The organism is Lysobacter enzymogenes (assembly GCF_023617245.1).
Taxonomy (GTDB): Bacteria; Pseudomonadota; Gammaproteobacteria; order Xanthomonadales; family Xanthomonadaceae; genus Lysobacter; species Lysobacter yananisis.
On sequence record NZ_CP067396.1, the window covers coordinates 1 to 18,167 of the forward strand.

General features: G+C 67.3%; 16 protein-coding genes. 14 read left to right on the forward strand and 2 right to left on the reverse strand.

What is annotated here, in order from left to right; translation table 11 throughout:
• The 14 genes from dnaA (at window position 1) to JHW41_RS00070 (ending at window position 16,135) form a co-directional block, all read left to right on the forward strand.
• A complete protein-coding gene (gene dnaA / locus JHW41_RS00005; protein ID WP_057949733.1) occupies window positions 1–1,350 on the forward strand; it encodes a chromosomal replication initiator protein DnaA in 1,350 nt (449 codons plus the stop codon).
• A gap of 750 nt (window positions 1,351–2,100) precedes the next feature.
• On the forward strand, window positions 2,101–3,201 hold the full coding sequence (dnaN, locus tag JHW41_RS00010) for a DNA polymerase III subunit beta (protein ID WP_057949732.1): 1,101 nt from the start codon (window positions 2,101–2,103) through the stop codon (window positions 3,199–3,201).
• Window positions 3,202–3,562: 361 nt separating this feature from the next.
• Window positions 3,563–4,684, forward strand: a complete 1,122-nt coding sequence (gene recF, locus JHW41_RS00015; protein WP_250448509.1) for a DNA replication/repair protein RecF — start codon at window positions 3,563–3,565, stop codon at window positions 4,682–4,684.
• 116 nt (window positions 4,685–4,800) lie between these two features.
• Window positions 4,801–5,871 carry a DUF5694 domain-containing protein gene (locus JHW41_RS00020; protein ID WP_250448510.1) on the forward strand — a complete coding sequence of 357 codons (1,071 nt, stop codon included), beginning with the start codon at window positions 4,801–4,803 and terminating at the stop codon, window positions 5,869–5,871.
• A 148-nt stretch (window positions 5,872–6,019) separates the two neighbouring features.
• On the forward strand, window positions 6,020–8,452 hold the full coding sequence (gyrB, locus tag JHW41_RS00025) for a DNA topoisomerase (ATP-hydrolyzing) subunit B (RefSeq protein WP_250448512.1): 2,433 nt from the start codon (window positions 6,020–6,022) through the stop codon (window positions 8,450–8,452).
• 133 nt (window positions 8,453–8,585) lie between these two features.
• Window positions 8,586–9,467 carry a CPBP family intramembrane glutamic endopeptidase gene (locus JHW41_RS00030; protein WP_343226578.1) on the forward strand — a complete coding sequence of 294 codons (882 nt, stop codon included), beginning with the start codon at window positions 8,586–8,588 and terminating at the stop codon, window positions 9,465–9,467.
• Window positions 9,468–9,555: 88 nt separating this feature from the next.
• The gene (locus tag JHW41_RS00035) at window positions 9,556–10,359 is read left to right on the forward strand and encodes a M48 family metallopeptidase (protein WP_250448514.1); all 804 of its coding nucleotides are present in this window, start codon (window positions 9,556–9,558) and stop codon (window positions 10,357–10,359) included.
• Window positions 10,360–10,492: 133 nt separating this feature from the next.
• The gene (locus JHW41_RS00040; RefSeq protein ID WP_057949727.1) at window positions 10,493–11,710 is read left to right on the forward strand and encodes a tetratricopeptide repeat protein; all 1,218 of its coding nucleotides are present in this window, start codon (window positions 10,493–10,495) and stop codon (window positions 11,708–11,710) included.
• A gap of 146 nt (window positions 11,711–11,856) precedes the next feature.
• A complete protein-coding gene (locus JHW41_RS00045; RefSeq protein WP_057949726.1) occupies window positions 11,857–12,534 on the forward strand; it encodes an energy transducer TonB in 678 nt (225 codons plus the stop codon).
• Window positions 12,535–12,624: 90 nt separating this feature from the next.
• The gene (locus JHW41_RS00050) at window positions 12,625–13,374 is read left to right on the forward strand and encodes a MotA/TolQ/ExbB proton channel family protein (RefSeq protein ID WP_057949725.1); all 750 of its coding nucleotides are present in this window, start codon (window positions 12,625–12,627) and stop codon (window positions 13,372–13,374) included.
• A gap of 44 nt (window positions 13,375–13,418) precedes the next feature.
• Window positions 13,419–13,832, forward strand: coding sequence for an ExbD/TolR family protein (locus JHW41_RS00055; protein WP_057949724.1), 414 nt, complete (start codon window positions 13,419–13,421; stop codon window positions 13,830–13,832).
• A gap of 15 nt (window positions 13,833–13,847) precedes the next feature.
• On the forward strand, window positions 13,848–14,264 hold the full coding sequence (locus JHW41_RS00060) for an ExbD/TolR family protein (RefSeq protein ID WP_057949723.1): 417 nt from the start codon (window positions 13,848–13,850) through the stop codon (window positions 14,262–14,264).
• A 406-nt stretch (window positions 14,265–14,670) separates the two neighbouring features.
• A complete protein-coding gene (locus tag JHW41_RS00065; protein WP_250448516.1) occupies window positions 14,671–15,075 on the forward strand; it encodes an ExbD/TolR family protein in 405 nt (134 codons plus the stop codon).
• A gap of 754 nt (window positions 15,076–15,829) precedes the next feature.
• Window positions 15,830–16,135, forward strand: coding sequence for a hypothetical protein (locus JHW41_RS00070; RefSeq protein ID WP_250448518.1), 306 nt, complete (start codon window positions 15,830–15,832; stop codon window positions 16,133–16,135).
• 845 nt (window positions 16,136–16,980) lie between these two features.
• On the opposite strand, the gene JHW41_RS00075 is transcribed toward JHW41_RS00070, so the two are convergent.
• Both JHW41_RS00075 and JHW41_RS00080 read right to left on the reverse strand, forming a co-directional pair.
• Window positions 16,981–17,736, reverse strand: a complete 756-nt coding sequence (locus JHW41_RS00075) for a pyridoxine 5'-phosphate synthase (protein ID WP_250448520.1) — start codon at window positions 17,734–17,736, stop codon at window positions 16,981–16,983.
• A gap of 104 nt (window positions 17,737–17,840) precedes the next feature.
• The gene (locus JHW41_RS00080; RefSeq protein ID WP_250448522.1) at window positions 17,841–18,101 is read right to left on the reverse strand and encodes a hypothetical protein; all 261 of its coding nucleotides are present in this window, start codon (window positions 18,099–18,101) and stop codon (window positions 17,841–17,843) included.
• Window positions 18,102–18,167: the final 66 nt, after the last annotated feature.

Consider the following 18,167-nt stretch of genomic DNA (forward strand, 5'->3'; position numbering starts at 1 on the left):
ATGGAAGCCTGGCCCCGCTGCCTCGAACGCCTCGAAGCCGAATTCCCGGTCGAGGACGTGCATACCTGGTTGAAGCCGCTGCAGGCCACGCAGCGCGACAGCAAGACCGTGCTCTACGCGCCCAATGCGTTCGTGGTCGAACACGTGCGCGAACGTTACCTCGCGCGCATCCGCGAACTGCTGTCGTACTTCGCCGGCAGCGAGGACGTGAGCCTGGAAGTGGGTTCGCTGCCGCGTTCGCCGGCGAGCACCCAGCCGCTGCCGCTGGAAACCACCAGTGTCGTGCGCCAGGCGCCGGCCGCGGTCGCCGCGCCGGTCGAGCCGTTCCAGGGCAACCTCGATACCCATTACACCTTCGACAATTTCGTCGAAGGCCGCAGCAACCAGCTCGGCCGCGCCGCCGCGTGGCAGGCCGCGCAGAAGCCGGGCGAGCGCGCTCACAACCCGCTGCTGCTGTACGGGGGCACCGGCCTGGGCAAGACCCATCTGATGTTCGCCGCCGGCAACGCCATGCGCGACGCCAATCCGGCGATGCGGGTGATGTACCTGCGTTCGGAGCAGTTCTTCAGCGCGATGATGAAGGCGCTGCAGGACAAGACCATGGATGCGTTCAAGCGCCAGTTCCAGCGCGTCGACGCGCTGCTGATCGACGACATCCAGTTCTTCGCCGGCAAGGACCGCACCCAGGAAGAGTTCTTCCACACCTTCAACGCGCTGTTCGACGGCAAGCAACAGATCATCCTGACCTGCGACCGCTACCCGCGCGAGGTCGAGGGCCTGGAGCCGCGGCTGAAGTCGCGCTTGGCCTGGGGCCTGTCGGTGGCGATCGAGCCGCCGGACTTCGAGACCCGCGCCCAGATCGTGATCTCCAAGGCCAAGGAGCGCGGCGCCGCGATCCCCGAGGAAGTCGCCTTCCTGCTGGCCAAGAAGATGCGTTCGAACGTGCGCGACCTGGAAGGCGCGCTCAACACCCTGACCGCGCGCGCCAACTTCACCGGCCGCGCGATCACCGCCGAGTTCGCCCAGGAAACCCTGCGCGACCTGCTGCGCGCCCAGCAGCAGGCGATCGGCATCCCCAACATCCAAAAGACCGTGGCAGACTACTACGGCCTCCAGATCAAGGACTTGTTGTCCAAGCGGCGTACGCGTTCGCTCGCCCGTCCGCGCCAGGTGGCCATGGCGCTGACCAAGGAGCTGACCGAACACTCGCTGCCGGAGATCGGCGACGCGTTCGCCGGTCGCGACCACACGACCGTCCTGCATGCCTGCCGTCAGATCCGCACCCTGATGGAAACCGACGGCAAGCTGCGGGAAGACTGGGACAAGCTGATCCGCAAGCTCAGCGAGTGATCCGCAGCGCCCGTTGCGCGGGCGCCGGCCTCGGCCTGGGATGCGCGGCAGCGCCGACGGCGCGATCCCGACATCGCGCTGGCGGCCGCGTCGCGCCGCCTACGCCCAGCCGGCACCGCATTCCGGCCCCCCGGGCCGGCGAACCGGCCGCGCGATCCTCGCCAGGCGAACGGGCCAGCGGCTCGTTCGCGTAGGGCGGCTCCTGCCGGCATCGACGACGACGAGCGCAACGCAGCTCCACGGCCCTCCGGTCGCCGCGCTGCCGTCCGCGCTCATCCGTAGAGATCGCAGGACCGCGGCTGCAGGGCCGGGCGGGTGTTTCGTCGTTGGCGGTATCGCAGGTTCCGGCCGCGGCCGGCGGTCGCGAAAGCGCACGCAACAGGCGCGGGCGCTCGGCGATCCGGTCGGTCCAGGTCGGGTCCGGCGGCTGGGGTCCGAAAAGGACACCGCGCCGCCGGTGGACACAAGGTAGTCGCTAAGTAGCTGATACGAAAGGCATAAGTTCGGGGACTAGACCCGTACAAGCTGTGGATAAAGTTCAGACCGCGCTACCGCGCCGATGTTATCCACAGGTTCTACCTGCCCTCCAGGGCCAGTTCTACCCGCGTTTGAAGTAGCTAAAAACACTTGTAAATCATAGGTTTAAGTCGGTTCTCAACCGTTTTTCGCCGCTCCACCGCCACTAAGCTTTTGATTTATACATCTCTTTTGTAATTGGGCTTGCGCCCACCGACCGGCCAAGGGGTCCGCATGCGTTTCAGCCTGCAACGCGAAGTTTTTCTCAAGCCGTTGGCCCAAGTGGTCAATGTCGTCGAACGCCGGCAGACGTTGCCGGTCCTCGCCAACCTGTTGGTGCAGGTCAAGGACGGCCAGCTGTCGCTGACCGGTACCGACCTGGAAGTCGAGATGATTTCGCGCGTCAACGTCGACGATGCGAAGGACGGCGAGACCACGATTCCGGCGCGCAAGCTGTTCGAGATCGTTCGCGCCCTGCCCGACGGCAGCAAGGTCACCGTGAGCCAGACGGCCGAGAAGATCACCGTCCAGGCCGGACGTTCGCGCTTCACCCTGTCGAGCCTGCCGGCCAACGACTTCCCGTCGATCGACGAAGTCGAAGCCACCGAGCGCGTGCGCGTGCCGGAAGCCGCGCTGAAGGAGCTGATCGAACGCACCGCGTTCGCGATGGCCCAGCAGGACGTGCGCTATTACCTCAACGGCCTGTTGTTCGATCTGCGCGAAACCAGCCTGCGCTGTGTGGCCACCGACGGTCATCGCCTGGCCCTGTGCGAGGCCGCGTACGAAGGCGGCGCCCAGACCAAGCGCCAGATCATCGTTCCGCGCAAGGGCGTGCAGGAACTGCAGCGCTTGCTCGAAGGCGGCGATCGCGAAGTCGAGTTGGAGATGGGCCGCGGCCACATCCGCATCAAGCGCGACGATGTGACCTTCACCAGCAAGCTGATCGACGGCCGTTTCCCGGACTACGAAGCGGTGATCCCGATCGGCGCCGACCGCGAAGTGCGGATCGAGCGCGAGATCCTGCGCGCCTCGCTGCAACGCGCGGCGATCCTGTCGAACGAGAAGTACCGCGGCGTGCGCATCGAAGTGTCGCCGGGTCAGCTCAAGATCAGCGCGCACAACCCGGAACAGGAAGAAGCGCAGGAAGAAGTCGAAGCCGACACCAAGGTCGACGACCTGGCCGTGGGCTTCAACGTCAACTACCTGCTCGACGCCCTGACCGCGCTGCGCGACGAGCACGTGGTCCTGGCGCTGCGCGACGCTAACTCGTCGGCGCTGGTGCGCGAGGCCTCGAACGAGCGTTGCCGCCACGTGGTGATGCCGCTGCGGCTCTGATCCACGCCGGTTCGATTCGGTTCCACGTGGAACAAACACACGCCCGGCTTCTGCCGGGCGTGTTCGTTTTGCCGGCCGAAGCGGGCTTTCAGGCCTCGGAGAATGCTTGCAGAGCCCGTTGTCGGTGCTGCGGGAGCCGCGATAGTTCGAACAGCTTGGCTTCCACGCGCTTACGGAAGTTGTTGATTTTCAATCGGTAAAGCCCGGAGCCGTCGGGTTTTCGGCTTGGGGCGGTCCGCTTTCGTCCACCGCTTCGGGTGTCGCGGCTCGCGCCGCTCCTACAGGGAGCCCATGCGACGACATCGGCCGTTCGCCCCCGCTCCGTCTGCCTCGCACCCACCCAATCTGCGATCATTTCCCGATGCACGTCACCCGCCTGGACGCCCGCGGCCTGCGCCGCTTCGCCGACGTAAGCCTGCTGCCGGCGCCCGGGATCAACCTGATCACGGGCGAGAACGGCGCGGGCAAGACCAGCCTGCTCGAAGCTCTGCACTTGATGGCCTACGGCCGCAGTTTTCGAGGCCGGGTCCGCGATGGCCTGATCCGCTCGGGCGATCCGGCCCTGGAGGTGTTCGTCGAATGGCAGGAACTGCGCCGCGACCAACGCCGCAAGGCCGGACTGCGGCACAGCGGCCAGGATTGGGTCGGCCGGCTCGATGGCGCCTCGGTGTCGCAGCTCGGCGAGTTGTGCGCGGCGCTGGCGGTGGTCAGTTTCGAGCCGGGTAGCCATTCCCTGATCACCGGGCCCGGCGAAATCCGCCGGCGCTACCTCGACTGGGGCTTGTTCCACGTGGAACACGACTTCACTCCGCTGTGGCGCCGCTATACCCGGGCGCTCAAGCAGCGCAATGCCCTGCTGAAGGCGCGGGCCCGCGACGGCCAGCTCGATGCCTGGGATCGCGAGCTGTCCGAGGCCGGCGAACCCCTGAGCCGGCGCCGCCAGCAGTATCTGGACGAACTGCAGCCGCGGTTCGCCGCGCTCGCCGCCGAACTGGCGCCCGGCCTGGGTTCGATCCGTCTGGACTACGTCCCAGGCTGGCGCCGCGAGGAGTTCCCGCTGGCCGACGCCCTGCTTTTGGCCCGCGAACGCGACCAGCAGCAAGGCTTTACCTCGGTTGGCCCGCATCGGGCCGACTGGCGCATCGGCTACGGCGCGATCCCGGGCCGGGAAGCCCTGTCGCGCGGCCAGGCAAAGCTGGTCGCGTTGGTCGCGCTGCTGGCCCAGGCCGAACAGCACGCGCAGGTGCAAGGCGAATGGCCGGTCATCGCCCTGGACGATCTGGCGTCCGAGCTGGATCGCCGCCATCAACGCCGGGTGCTGGAGCGCCTTATCGCCAGCCGGGCCCAGGTTTTCATCACCGGGACCGAAGCACCGCCGGCCTTGGCTGAGATGGACGTCGAGATCGCTCGGTTCCACGTGGAACATGGACGCTTGGGGCCGGAAGGCTCCACGGCCGGCGTGGAACCTAACCAAAGCGCGTGAAACGCCCCGAATGCTCCACACAAGCGATGTTCCACGTGGAACAGGCGCCGCGTCGCGTGTAAACCGAACGCGTCCAGACCGCATCCCCTGGAGACGAACCACACCAGGGGAACCGCTTGAGAGCCATCGTTTGCGCCATGTTCGGCCTGTATCTCGCCGCCCAGGCCGCGCCCGCCCTCGCCCAGGTCGACCTCGACGCGCTGAGCCGCGGCAGCGCCGGCCCGCGCACCCAGGTCGCCGTGCTCGCGACGACCCATCTCAGCGGGCTGCCCAAGGACTACGACCTCAAGGCCCTGGAACCCGTGTTGGAACGGCTGGCGGCGTTCAAGCCCGACGTGATCGCGATCGAGGCGGTCTCCGGCGAAGGCTGCGATCACTTGACCCGTTACCGCGAGCTGTTCGATGGCGCCGCCGAGAGCTACTGCGCCGATACCGAGCCCGCGCGCAAGGCCACCGGCCTGGACGTCCACGCCGCCGTGGTCGGGGCGCGCAAGCGTTATGCCGACTGGCCGGCGCGGCCGACCCCGGCCCAGCGCCGCTCACTGGCCAGCGTGCTGTTGGCGGCCAACGACCGCGCCTCGGCCCTGGCCCAGTGGCTGCAGCTGCCGGCGGCCGAGCGTCGCGCCGGCGACGGCCTGGACCCGGCCCTGGCGGCGCAGCTGCAGCGGCTGGAAACCCACGGACGCAACGAGAACTACCGCATCGGCGCCGTCCTGGCCGCGCGCCTGGGGCTGCAGCGGGTCCATTCCGTCGACGACCACAGCGCCGACCGCATCACCGGCGACGCCGGCAAGGGCTACGAAGCGGCGATCAAGGCGGTCTGGGCGGGCTACGACAACCCCTACACCGCGCGCGAAAAGGCGCTCATCGACCGCGGCGACCTGATCGGCCTGTATCGGCTGATGAACACCCCGCAAGCGCAGCAGGCCGCGATCGCCGCGGACTTCGGCGCAGCCCTGCGCGAGGCCTCGCCCGAGCGTTACGGCCGCCAGTACGTGGCCTGGTGGGAGACCCGCAATCTGCGCATGGCCGCCAACCTGCGCGAGGCCTTCGGCAACCGCCCGGGCGCGCGTGTGCTCGACATCGTCGGCGCATCGCACAAGGCCTACCTCGACGCCTACCTGCGGCAGATGCACGACGTGGACGTGGTCGACGTCGGGGCGCTGCTGGCGCCTGGGACGCGCTGAGAGGCCGCCGCCGCACGCGCGGCTGGGGACCCAGAGGGGGAGGGGCGCGAAGTGCTATAATTCCGCTCTGGAACCCAATAGCTAATGTCTGGCCGGGCGCCGTACTTCCGACCCGGCCACGCCAGCCTTTGCAGCCGACCCGAAGCGAATGACCGACGATACTGTTCCGACTCCGCCCACGACCAACTACGACTCCAGCAAGATCACCGTGCTGCGCGGCCTGGAGGCCGTGCGCAAGCGGCCCGGCATGTACATCGGCGACGTGCACGACGGCACCGGCCTGCATCACATGGTGTTCGAAGTCGTCGACAACGCGATCGACGAAGCGCTCGCCGGCCACGCCGACGATGTCGTCGTCACCCTGCTCACCGACGGCTCGGTGTCGGTCTACGACAACGGCCGCGGCATTCCGGTGGACATCCACAAGGAAGAAGGCGTGTCGGCGGCCGAGGTGATCCTCACCGTGCTGCACGCCGGCGGCAAGTTCGACGACAACAGCTACAAAGTCTCCGGCGGCCTGCACGGCGTCGGCGTGTCGGTGGTCAACGCGCTGTCCTCGCACCTGTGGCTGGACATCTGGCGCGACGGCCACCACCACCAGCAGGAGTACGCGCTGGGCGAGCCGGTGTATCCGCTCAAGCAGCTCGACGCCTCCGACAAGCGCGGCACCCTGCTGCGCTTCCTGCCGGCGGCGGAGATCTTCACCGACATCGAGTTCCACTACGACATCCTCGCCCGCCGCCTGCGCGAGCTGTCGTTCCTCAACTCCGGCGTCAAGATCACCCTGATCGACGAACGCGGCGAAGGCCGCCGCGACGTGTTCCAGTACGAGGGCGGCATCCGCTCGTTCGTCGAGCACCTCGCGCAGGTCAAGACGCCGCTGCATCCGCACGTGATCTCGGTGTCGGGCGAGCAGAACGGCATCACCGTGGAAGTGGCGTTGCAGTGGACCGACGCCTACCAGGAAACGATGTTCTGCTTCACCAACAACATCCCGCAGAAGGACGGCGGCACCCACCTGATCGGCTTCCGCGCCGCGCTGACGCGCACGCTGACCAACTACATCGAGCAGAGCGGCATCGCCAAGCAGGCGAAGATCTCGCTGTCCGGCGACGACATGCGCGAAGGCATGATCGCGGTGCTGTCGGTGAAGGTGCCCGATCCGAGCTTCTCCTCGCAGACCAAGGAAAAGCTGGTCAGCTCGGAAGTGCGCCCGGTGGTGGAAAGCACCTTCGGCGCGCGCCTGGAAGAGTTCCTGCAGGAACACCCGAACGAAGCGCGCGCGATCACCGGCAAGATCATCGACGCCGCGCGCGCGCGCGAAGCCGCGCGCAAGGCGCGCGACCTGACCCGCCGCAAGGGCGCGCTCGACATCGCCGGCCTGCCCGGCAAGCTCGCCGACTGCCAGGAAAAAGACCCGGCGCTGAGCGAACTGTTCATCGTCGAGGGCGACTCCGCGGGCGGCTCGGCCAAGCAAGGCCGCAACCGCAAGACCCAGGCGATCCTGCCGCTGAAGGGCAAGATCCTCAACGTCGAACGCGCGCGTTTCGACCGCATGCTCGGCAGCGCCGAAGTCGGCACGCTGATCACCGCGCTGGGCACCGGCATCGGCAAGGACGAGTACAACCCGGACAAGCTGCGCTACCACCGCATCATCCTGATGACCGACGCCGACGTCGACGGCTCGCACATCCGCACCTTGCTGCTGACGTTCTTCTACCGGCAGATGCCGGAGCTGATCGAGCGCGGCCACATCTACATCGGCCTGCCGCCGCTGTACAAGATCAAGCAGGGCAAGAACGAGATCTACCTCAAGGACGACGCGGCGCTCGACGCCTACCTCGCCGGCAACGCGGTCGAGGGCGCCGGCCTGATTCCGGCCGACGGCGAACCGCCGATCGAAGGCACGGCGCTGGAGAAGCTGCTGCTGGCCTACGCGCAAGCGAAGGACACCATCGCCCGCAGCGCGCATCGCTACGATCCGAACGTGCTCTCGGCGCTGATCGATTTCACCCGCCTCGACAGCGAGCATCTGCTCAACCAGACGCCGGACTTCGCCGCGCTGGAAGCGCGCCTCAACGAGGCCGGCCTCGGCCGTCCGCGCTACTCGCTGACCCTGCACCGGGCCAACGAAACGCGTCAGGCCGCGCTGCTGGTCAAGCGCGTCCACATGGGCCAGGAGCTCACCCAGGTGCTGCCGCTGGCGTCGTTCGACAGCGGCGAGCTGCGCGCGCTGCGCGAAGCCGCGGCGCTGCTGCACGGGTTGGTGCGCGACGGCGCGCAGATCGTGCGCGGCAACCGCGCGCAGGTCGTGTCCAGCTTCGGCCAGGCGCAGGCCTGGCTGATGGAGGAAGCCAAGAAGGGCCGCCAGATCCAGCGCTTCAAGGGCCTGGGCGAGATGAATCCCGAGCAGCTGTGGGACACCACGGTCAATCCGGAAACCCGCCGCCTGCTGCAGGTGCGGATCGAGGACGCGGTCGCCGCCGACCAGATCTTCAGCACCCTGATGGGCGACGTGGTCGAACCGCGCCGCGAGTTCATCGAGGACAACGCGCTCAAGGTCGCCAACCTCGATGTCTGAGCCCGGGCCGGACGCCCCGAGCGACGGTCCGGCTGCCGCCGCCGTCGCCGCGGGCGAGCCGCCCGAGGAGCCCGATTCCGCCGGCGCGGGCCTGCCCGCGTCCGGTCTGACTGCCACCGCGGACTCCGACGCCGTGGCGTCGGGTTCCCTGCAGGCCGGCTCGAGGCTGGCCCGCTCCAGCGACGTTGCTTCCGCCCACGCCGATCCCGCGCCCGGTTCCCCTGGACCGACGCCGGCCATCGCCGCACCGCCGCTCGCCAACGCCGCATTCGCGCATCGCGCCGCCCCGCTGGCGCCGTTGCTCGGCGCCTTCGCCATCGACCTGCTGCTGGCACTGGCCCTGCTCGCCGGGCTGAGCGTGCTCGGCACCCTCGGCTGGGGATTCGCGCAGGGCCTGCGTGGCCTCGATGGCGCGCAGGCCGCGCCCGGGCTGACCGCGACGATGCTGATCGCGCTCTCGGCGACGGCGATTTCGGCCCTGGCGGTCTACTACTTTCGTCGAAATGCGAACGCGGTCGAGCGGGCCGCCTCGTGGCGGGCGCTGTGGCGGCCATCGAGCTGGGGTTGGATCGCAATAGCGCCGATCGTGCTCGTAACGTGCTCGACGTTGATCGTTGCGGCAGCGCAGGCGCAGGGCCTGGACGTAACCCCGACCAACCAGATCCTGGGCCCGGCCATCCGCGCCCAGCCGGCGTTGTGGCTGACCTTCGCCGTGCTGATCGCTCCGGCCTACGAGGAACTGCTGTTCCGGCGGGTGCTGTTCGGACGGCTGTGGGCGGCGGGACGGCCCTGGCTCGGCCTGGTCCTGAGCTCGGTCGCCTTCGCCCTGGTCCACGAACCGCCCGGCCTGGGCGCCGGCCGTGGCGCCGGGGTGCTGGTGTTGTGGACGGTATACACCCTGATGGGCGCGGTTTTTGCCTGGATCTACCGCCGCAGCGGCAGCCTGTGGGTGCCCTATCTGGCCCACGCCGGCAACAACCTGCTGGCCACCTTGCCCCTGCTCGCGGCCGGCTGACCGCGGCCGGCCCGCCGCCGTCGCGGCCATTGACGGGCCGTTAATCCGCGCGGGGCTACAAACGGCCATCGCTTCGGGGAAAACCGGTATGAAACGCATCCTGCTCGGGCTGACGATCGCCGCTGCGGTCGCCGCCTGCGCCACCACTACCTCGCCGACCGGCCGCACCCAGCGGGTCGGCGCGGTCTCGCAGGCGCAGCTCGACCAGATGGGCGAACAGGCCTTCGCCGAGACCAAGAAGAAAGAGCGCATCAGCACCGACGCGCGCCAGAACGCCTACGTGCGCTGCGTGGTGAGCTCGATCACCCGCGAACTGCCGGCGGGTTGGCAGGCCAATTGGGAAGTGGCCGTGTTCGTGGATAGTTCCCCCAACGCCTTTGCCCTTCCTGGCGGAAAGGTTGGCGTAAACACGGGAATTTTCACCGTCGCCAAGAACCAGGACCAGCTCGCGGCGGTGATCTCGCACGAGATCGGCCACGTGGTCTCGCGCCACCACGACGAACGCATCACCCGCCAGATGGGCAGCCAGACCGCGCTCAACATCCTCGGCAGCCTGCTCGGCGCGCGTTACGGCGAAGGCGCCGCCAGCGCCACCAGCCAGCTCGGTGGCGCGGCCCTGCAGACCGCGTTCCTGCTGCCCGGCTCGCGCACCCAGGAGAGCGAGGCGGACGTGGTGGGTCAACGACTTATGGCACAGGCGGGCTACGACCCGCGGCAGGCGGTGAATCTATGGGAAAACATGATCTCGGCCAGCAGCTCGCGGCCGCCGCAGTGGCTGTCGACCCACCCCGACCCGCAGGCCCGCATCCACGAACTCAACGCCCGCGCCGGCGCCCTGATCCCGGTCTACGAACAGGCGCGCGCGGCCGGCCGTACGCCCAGGTGTGGATGATGACGGGGTGAAAAAGGCGGGCCGAACCCGTATCGCGCAGCCCCGAATTTCTGTTAGGTTGGCGGCCCCTTGGCCTTGCGCCGGTCCGCCGCGAGGCCCCGTCTGCGGCCGCTGAACCCTTCAAGGTGAGTCCATGAGCAAGCAACCCACCCGACGCAGCACCACCCTGCTCGCCGCCGCCATCGGTGCGGTGCTGGCGTTCGGTGCCGTCACCCAGGTCAATGCCCAGAGCGCCTCCGAGCGCAGCGCCCAGCGCCGCGCGGCCAAGGAAAGCGGCGGCAAGGCCAAGCCGGCCGAGAACCAGTACCCGAACGCGACCCGCACCTCGCCGGAAGCCAAGGCCTCGTCCAAGGGCGGCGCCAAGCTGCAGAAGATGATGGACGCGTACGACAAGGAGAAGTTCCCGGAGGCCCGCGCCCAGGCCGACGCGATCATCGCCGACACCGGTCTCAACGCCTACGAACGCTCCTTCGCCGCGCAGATCGGCTTCCAGGTGGCCTACGACGCCGACGACAACAAGGCGGCGATGGACTACCTGAAGAAGGCCATCGAGACCAACGGCCTCGACAACAACAGCCACTTCGACCGCATGTTCGTGCTGGCCCAGCTGCAGCTGCAGGAAGACCAGTACGCCGAGTCGCTGGCGACCATGGACCGTTTCCTCAACGAGTCCAAGAGCACCAAGCCCGAGCACCTGATCGTCAAGGGCAACGCGCTGTACCGCCTGGAGCGCTACGCCGACGCGTCCAAGGTCATCAAGCAGGCCGTCGACGGCAGCCCGGAAGCGAAGCCGGAATGGCTGCAGCTGCTGATGGCGACCTACGTCGAGAACAACCAGGGCGCCGAAGCGGCCAAGATCGCCGAGCAGATCGCCGCCAAGAACCCGAACGACAAGCGCGCGCAGATGAACGTCGCCGCGGTCTATTCGCAGTCGGACATGCTCGACAAGGCCGCGACCGTGCTCGAGAAGATGCGCGCCGCCGGGCAGTTCACCGAAGACAAGGACTACCGCCAGCTCTACTCCACCTACCTGAATCTCGACGGTAAGGAGAAGGAAGCGGCGAACGTCATCAACGAGGGCCTGGAGAAGGGCGTCCTCAAGCCGGATTACCAGGCCTACGTGGCCCTGGCCCAGTCCTATTACTTCTCCGAGCAAGCCAATAAGTCGATCGACGCATACAAGAAAGCGGCTCCGCTCGCGCCCGACGGTGAGACGTACCTGAATCTCGCCCGCGTGCTGTGGCAGGAAGACCGCATTCCCGAGGCAAAGGAAGCCGCCAAGCAGGCGATCGCGAAGGGCGTGAAAAAGCCCGACGACGCCAAAAAGATTCTCGCGCTGAAAGGCAAGTAATTTCAGCGTGCAGGCCCATCCGCGCTTGTAAACCTGTGACGCGGTTTGGTATATGCTAGGAGGTTCCCGCGACTGGAAACGGTTGCAGGAACCGAACGATGGCCCGAGGCGCCCAGGCGTCCGGTAACACCTCCCGAGCTGACGGCATGACGCAAGACCTCGAACTCCAAGTTAGGAAAGATGACGACCGCGAAGGTTTGAACTGGGCACGTATTGCCGGTATCACCTGCGCGATCGCCGTGCATGCTGCGGCGTTGCTGTTGTTGCTGGCCCCGATGACTCCGCCTGCCCAGCAGCAGGACAAGGAGGAGGTGACGATGGTGAACATCATCAAGCCGCCGCCGCCGCCGCCCCCGCCGCCGCCCCCGCCGCCGGAGCCGCCGAAGGAGATCAAGCAGCCTCCGAAGGAACTGTCGCCGCCGCGTCCGACCCCGACGCCGCCGCCGCCGGAACAGCCGCCGATCGAGAACCTCGATCCGAGCCCGGTCGATCCGCCGGCTCCGCCGCCGGCGCCGCCCGCGCCGCCGACGGCCGCCAGCGACATCGGTTCCAGCGTGGACCCGTCCTCGCGCCGCCTGAACCCGCCGAAGTATCCGCCGACCGAAGCCCGCCAGGGCGTGGGCGGTACCGTAGTCCTCGTGATCAGCATCGACGGCCAGGGCAACGTGCTGGACGTGCAGGTCGAAAAGTCCAGCCGTAACCGCAATCTGGACCGCGCGGCCATGGATGCCGCACGCAAGTGGCGCTTCAACCCCGAGATGAAAAACGGTCAGCCGGTCGCCAGCCGCGTCCGCGTCCCCGTCGATTTCGTCCCGCCGAACTGATCGGGTTCGGCTGGATCGCTAGTTGCTAGTTGTGCCGTTCGTTCCGCGTAAAACCTTTCTTCCTTTCCACGACATTCAAAGGTAAGCGTCATGCTGCAGCAAACCACCACCGCCGCCGCCGGAGGCTCCAACGCTGAAGCGCTCCAGCAGATGAGCTTCTCGCATCTGTTGCAGAACTTCGACCTCGTCGGCTGGATCGTGTTCATCACGCTCACGCTGATGTCGGTTCTGTCGGTCTATTGGATCGTCATCAACTTCGTCAAGAACCTGCGCCTGCGCGGTTCCTCCGACCGCGTCGTCAGCACCTTCTGGGAAACCCCGAACGCGCAGGACGCGATCCGCTACATGGAAGAGCAGCCGCGCAGCGAGCCGTTCTCCAAGATCGCCCTGGACGCCGCCCAGGCCGCCGCTCACCACCAGCGCCACGAAGGTTCGCGCCTGGTCGAGTCGCTGAACCGTTCCGAGTTCGTCGATCGCGCCCTGCGTCAGGCCGTGACCCGCGAAAGCTCGCGTCTGGAAGCCGGCCTGACCGTGCTCGCCACCGTCGGTTCGACCGCTCCGTTCGTCGGTCTGCTCGGCACCGTGTGGGGCATCTACCACGCCCTGCTGCGCTTGGGCGCCTCGGGCGAATCGTCGATCCAGGCCGTCGCCGGCCCGGTGGGCGAGGCGCTGATCATGACCGCGATCGGTCTGTTCGTCGCGATCCCGGCCGTGCTCGCGTACAACTTCTTCGTGCGTCTGAACCGCGTGACGAACAACAAGTTCGACACCTTCGCGCACGATCTGCACGACTTCTTCGCCACCGGCTCGCGCGTCGGCGAAGTGTCGAACAAGCGCTAATCCGCAACACGTCTCCCCTTTAGCGTAGCTCCTGGAGTTCGGACATGGCCTTTAGTTCAGGCGACACCGGCGGCCCGATGGCCACAATCAATGTCACGCCCCTCGTGGACGTGATGCTGGTGCTGCTGATCATCTTCATGATCACGGCGCCGTTGATGACGCATAAGGTCGAAATCAAGCTGCCCGAGGCCACGCTGAAGAAGGTCGAGGAAGCGCCGAAGACGCCGCCGATCACGCTGTCGATTCAAGAAGACGGACACATCTACTGGAACGACGAGCCGATCACCGCCGACCAGCTTGAGAGCCGTCTTTCGGTCGAAGCGCAGAAAACCCCGCAGCCGTCGATCAACGTCCGCGGGGACCGCACCACCAAGTACCGCACGATCAACAACGTGGTGACCATCGCGCAGAAGCAAGGCATGCGTAAGGTCGGCTTCGTCGCGATCAAAGAACGCTAATCGGAGACTGGAAACATGGCTTTCAGCAACAACTCCTCCGATAGCGGCGCGATTTCGGACATCAACGTCACGCCCCTCGTGGACGTGCTGCTGGTGCTGCTGATCATCTTCATGGTCACGGCGCCGACGGTGTCCTATCCGATCGACGTCAACTTGCCGCAGCCGACGCTCAACCCGCCGCCGCAGACCTCCGAGCCGCCGCCGCCGATCGCCTTGCGCATCGACGCGACCGGCCAGGTGTTCTGGAACAACAACCCCACGCCGCTCACGGCGATCCCGGGGCTGATGAACGAAACGGTGCAGCGCGATCCCACCAACCAACCTCTGCTAGAAATCGACACCAACGACGACGCCGAATACGGCGTCCTCGCCAAGGTGCTGGCTTACGCCAAAAACGCAGACATGAAAAAGATCGGTTTCGTCCAGAAGTAATCCGTTCGGAACCGACGCTTACCGTCGTGAAACGCCGCCCGTCTGGGCGGCGTTTTTTTTCTGCATCGGCCGGCGGAAAGTCGCGGCAGGTTTGTGGATAAGCCGGGTCCGGGAGCGGGCGCGGATAAACGTGAAACCTATTGCCGAGAAGGCTGAGCCGGCCTGGCTGGGGATAAGCCGCGACATGTGGATAAGTCGGAAGCGGAAGGATGGCCGGCGGCCTTGAGGCGACCTCGTTCGCGCTGACGGTCAACTAACGCGGCCCGGGCTGGGGATAACTCCGCCGTCTGTGGATAAACCTCGTCGGCGCGGTTCTGCCTCCCCGCCCTCGCCTCGTGCTTGCGCGCCGCCCGGCGCCGGGCCTAACGTGGAGCCGGGTATCCCGCCCCAAGGATGGAGGTAGCTCATGGCCGTTACCGCGTATTCCCCCGCTGGTCGCTTCGGCAGCGACACCGTGGCCGAAATCAACGTGACCCCGCTCGTCGACGTTATGCTGGTGTTGCTGATCATCTTCATGGTGACCGCGCCGGCGGTGACCGGGCAGCTCAAGCTCAGCCTGCCGGTGCCCACCCCGGCTCCCGAACGGACGTCGCCGAAAGCCGAGTTGAACGTGCAGCAGGACGGCAGCTTCGTCCTGGACGGACGCGCGCTGACCCGGGCGCAGTTGTCCACAGCGCTGACCGCCCTCGCCGCGGAGAACCCCGAAACCGTGCTGACCGTGGATGCCAACGCCGATGCCGACTACCAGGCCTTTGCCCAGGCGCTGGCGGCGGCCGACGAGGCCGGGATCCGTAATCTTTCGACCAAGTAGTCGCCCACCTGCGCGGCGCCGAGCGCGCGCTGCGTCGGCGTTAGGGAAAACGGCTGCCGAAAGGCGGCCGTTTTCTTTTGTCGACGTTGCGGTTTATCCACAGCGAAGGAGCGGATGCCGAGCGCTTGCAGCGGGCATTGGATCGACGCCGCGTCGCTGTAATTGTCCACAGTCGATATCCACAGCCCTCGCGGTGCGGCATCGAGTGTGCGCCTGCGAGATTTATGCACAGCGCGAATGCGCCGCACGAACGGGTGCGTCCACCGTCGCGCATGCGATACCGGCGAGCGATGTCCGATCCGCGCGTTCCAGAGATTGCCGAAGATTCGCATGCGCTAAGGCGGCTCGCATCGCGAGGCGCTCTTATCCACATGCTTCGCGGCGGCATGGGCGCGGCAGCGACATGCACGAACGCTCCACCACGCGCTTCCGTTCGCCACTCAAGCCGCAAAGAATCCGCATGGAGTCGTTGTAGGAGCGGCGCAAGCCGCGACCACGAACCCCGACCAACGACGCAAGCTCGCAATCGCGCGGTCGTGGCACACATGGCGTCTGCAGGGATAACGCGGAGCAACAGCGCTCCTCGCGCGACGCCCGCCGTCGCCGCCACCGCCGCAAACCGGTTTTCCACAAGCACGATGTGTCGCGCGACACGCTCGCAATGGATTTGTCATGGAGAAAGACCTGCGACCGGGCATGCCAGACGCTCTGAACTGCCACCGACAGTTGTCCACAGCGCCGACCGAGCATCGCCGTGGAAAACCTCGAATCGGCGACAAGATCGGCATCGTTGAAGATCGGCGCCAACGTCGGGGTTCACGCCCGATGTGCGCGGATGGAAACGCGGCGAACGGCGATCCGGGCCAGTGCCGCCGCAGCGACAGAGGCGAGTTGTCCACACATGGACGTATGGCGTCGCGGCTTCGATCTCATCGATCTGTCGATGGCGCGCATCCCCGCGCGCAACCCACGCAGTTGTCCACATCGATCCAAGCGTACGGATAGGCCAGAGAAATGCCTGGAATTAAGCATTTTCATGAACGGCCTGGAAAACTTATGACAAGAGTTGTCCACAAGACGCCACGAACCCGAACGCCTGTGGACGAAGCGCGCCGGGCTGCGACGTGAGCGGGGTATCGCAACTCGCAGGCGACACTTGTCCGAATCTGGCGTGACCGCGATGGCCCCGGCTCTCGCTCGAGGGTGTGCGCGATGTCGGGTGCGGTTGTCCACAGGGCTCTGCACGGTCTGCATCACCGTGTCGCCGACGTGGGCGGCTTCGCTATGCCGCCGCGAGTCGCAGGCGTTCGCGCAGTAGGTGCGGCAGGCCGATGGCCGCGCGAAACATCGCTGCGGTTGCTCGGTTGGATACGTGCTTGTCCACAGGTCGCTTGACCGGGCTTGCGACGGCGCGCAGACGCGCAATCTTCATCGACGCCCGCGACGAGTGCCGGCGCTTATCCACAAGCACCGGACGCCTACCGGCAACATCGCAGCCATCGCGTGCGACGCGCGTGCGCTCCAGACTTGTCCACAAGGCGAGATTCGCCGAAGCGATTCGCGTCGCCCGAGCGCGACGGATTCGAACTGGTTCCCGCCGAGAACGGTGGATGAGATTGCGATTTCCCGAGCGTGTATCGGCCTCGCCGTCCGCGACCGCTGCGCTCTATCGGGCTTGTCCACAGGCCGCGCAAGCGAACGGCCCAGGTTTCTGTCGCGACCTCGGACCGGATCCGAAGCTATCCACAGACCGCACGTCGCCGATCCGAACCACCGCGGACGCCAACTGCCGCGACGAAAAACAATGTCGCACCGAAGCGCCGCACGCTTATCCACACGCGCTCGCGAACGACACAACGAGAAACCGACAGGGCGATCGCCGAACCTGGCCCCGATGCGAATCGCTCAGCGAGCGCCGGCGATCACCGCCAGGTAGCCGCGCACGGTCGCGTCCAGGCCGTCGTACAAGGCCTCGCCGATCAGCGCGTGACCGATCGACACCTCCAGCACGTCCGGCACCGCGCGCAGGAACGCGCCGAGGTTGGCCTGGCTGAGATCGTGGCCGGCGTTCACCCCGAGGCCGGCGGCCTGGGCGCGGCGCGCCGCGTCGGCGAAGGCGGCCAGCGCCGCGTCGGCATCGCCGGCGGCGAAGGCTTCGGCATACGGACCTGTGTACAACTCGACCCGCTGCGCGCCGAGTTCGGCCGCGCGTTCGATGCCGTCGCGGTCGGCGTCGGCGAACACGCTGATGCGGCAGCCCAGTTCGCGCAGTTCGGCGATGCGCGGGCGCAACGCGTCGGCGTCGCGCTGGAAGTCGAAGCCGTGGTCGGAGGTGAGCTGGTCGTCGCCGTCGGGCACCAGGGTGGCCTGGGCCGGGCGCGTCTGCCGGCACAGTTCGAACAGGCCGGGATAGCCCGCGCGCGGCGGCGCGAACGGATTGCCTTCGATGTTGAATTCGACGCCGCGCGCATGGGCCAGTTCGGCCAGCGCGTACACGTCGTAGTCGCGGATGTGGCGCGCGTCGGGACGCGGGTGCACGGTGATGCCGTGGGCGCCGGCGTCCAGGCAGGCGCGCGCGGCGCGGACCACATCGGGCTCGGCGCCGCCGCGCGAGTTGCGCAGCACGGCGATCTTGTTGACGTTGACGCTCAGGACGGTCATGGCCAAAGCCTAGCGCGCGCCGCGGAGCGCGGCGAGTACGCAATCTGGCCGCCGTCGGCGCGGGCCGGCGCGGCGCGTGGAAGAGGAACCGGCCGTGGCGCGGCTCAGCGCGCCGGCGGCTCGGACTGGCTGGCGGCGAGCTTGCGCGCCTCGGCCTGCTCGCGCAGGCGGCGCAGTTCGGCCGGGTCGATCATCGAGGATACGTCGCGGCTGCTGTTGTCCAGGCGCCGCGCCAGCAGGCCCATGACCCCGACGATCAACAGCCCCAGCGCGGCCATCAGGCCGATCGCCATCAGCCCGGGCGACGTGGTCTTGAGCGCCAGCCCGAAGGCGGCGATGGCCAGCAACAGATAAACCCAAGGCATTACGGCGTGCTCCCTGACGAAATCGGCGTTCCCCTGTCCGGGCCGGTCGCTGGCTCGCGTCCGGCC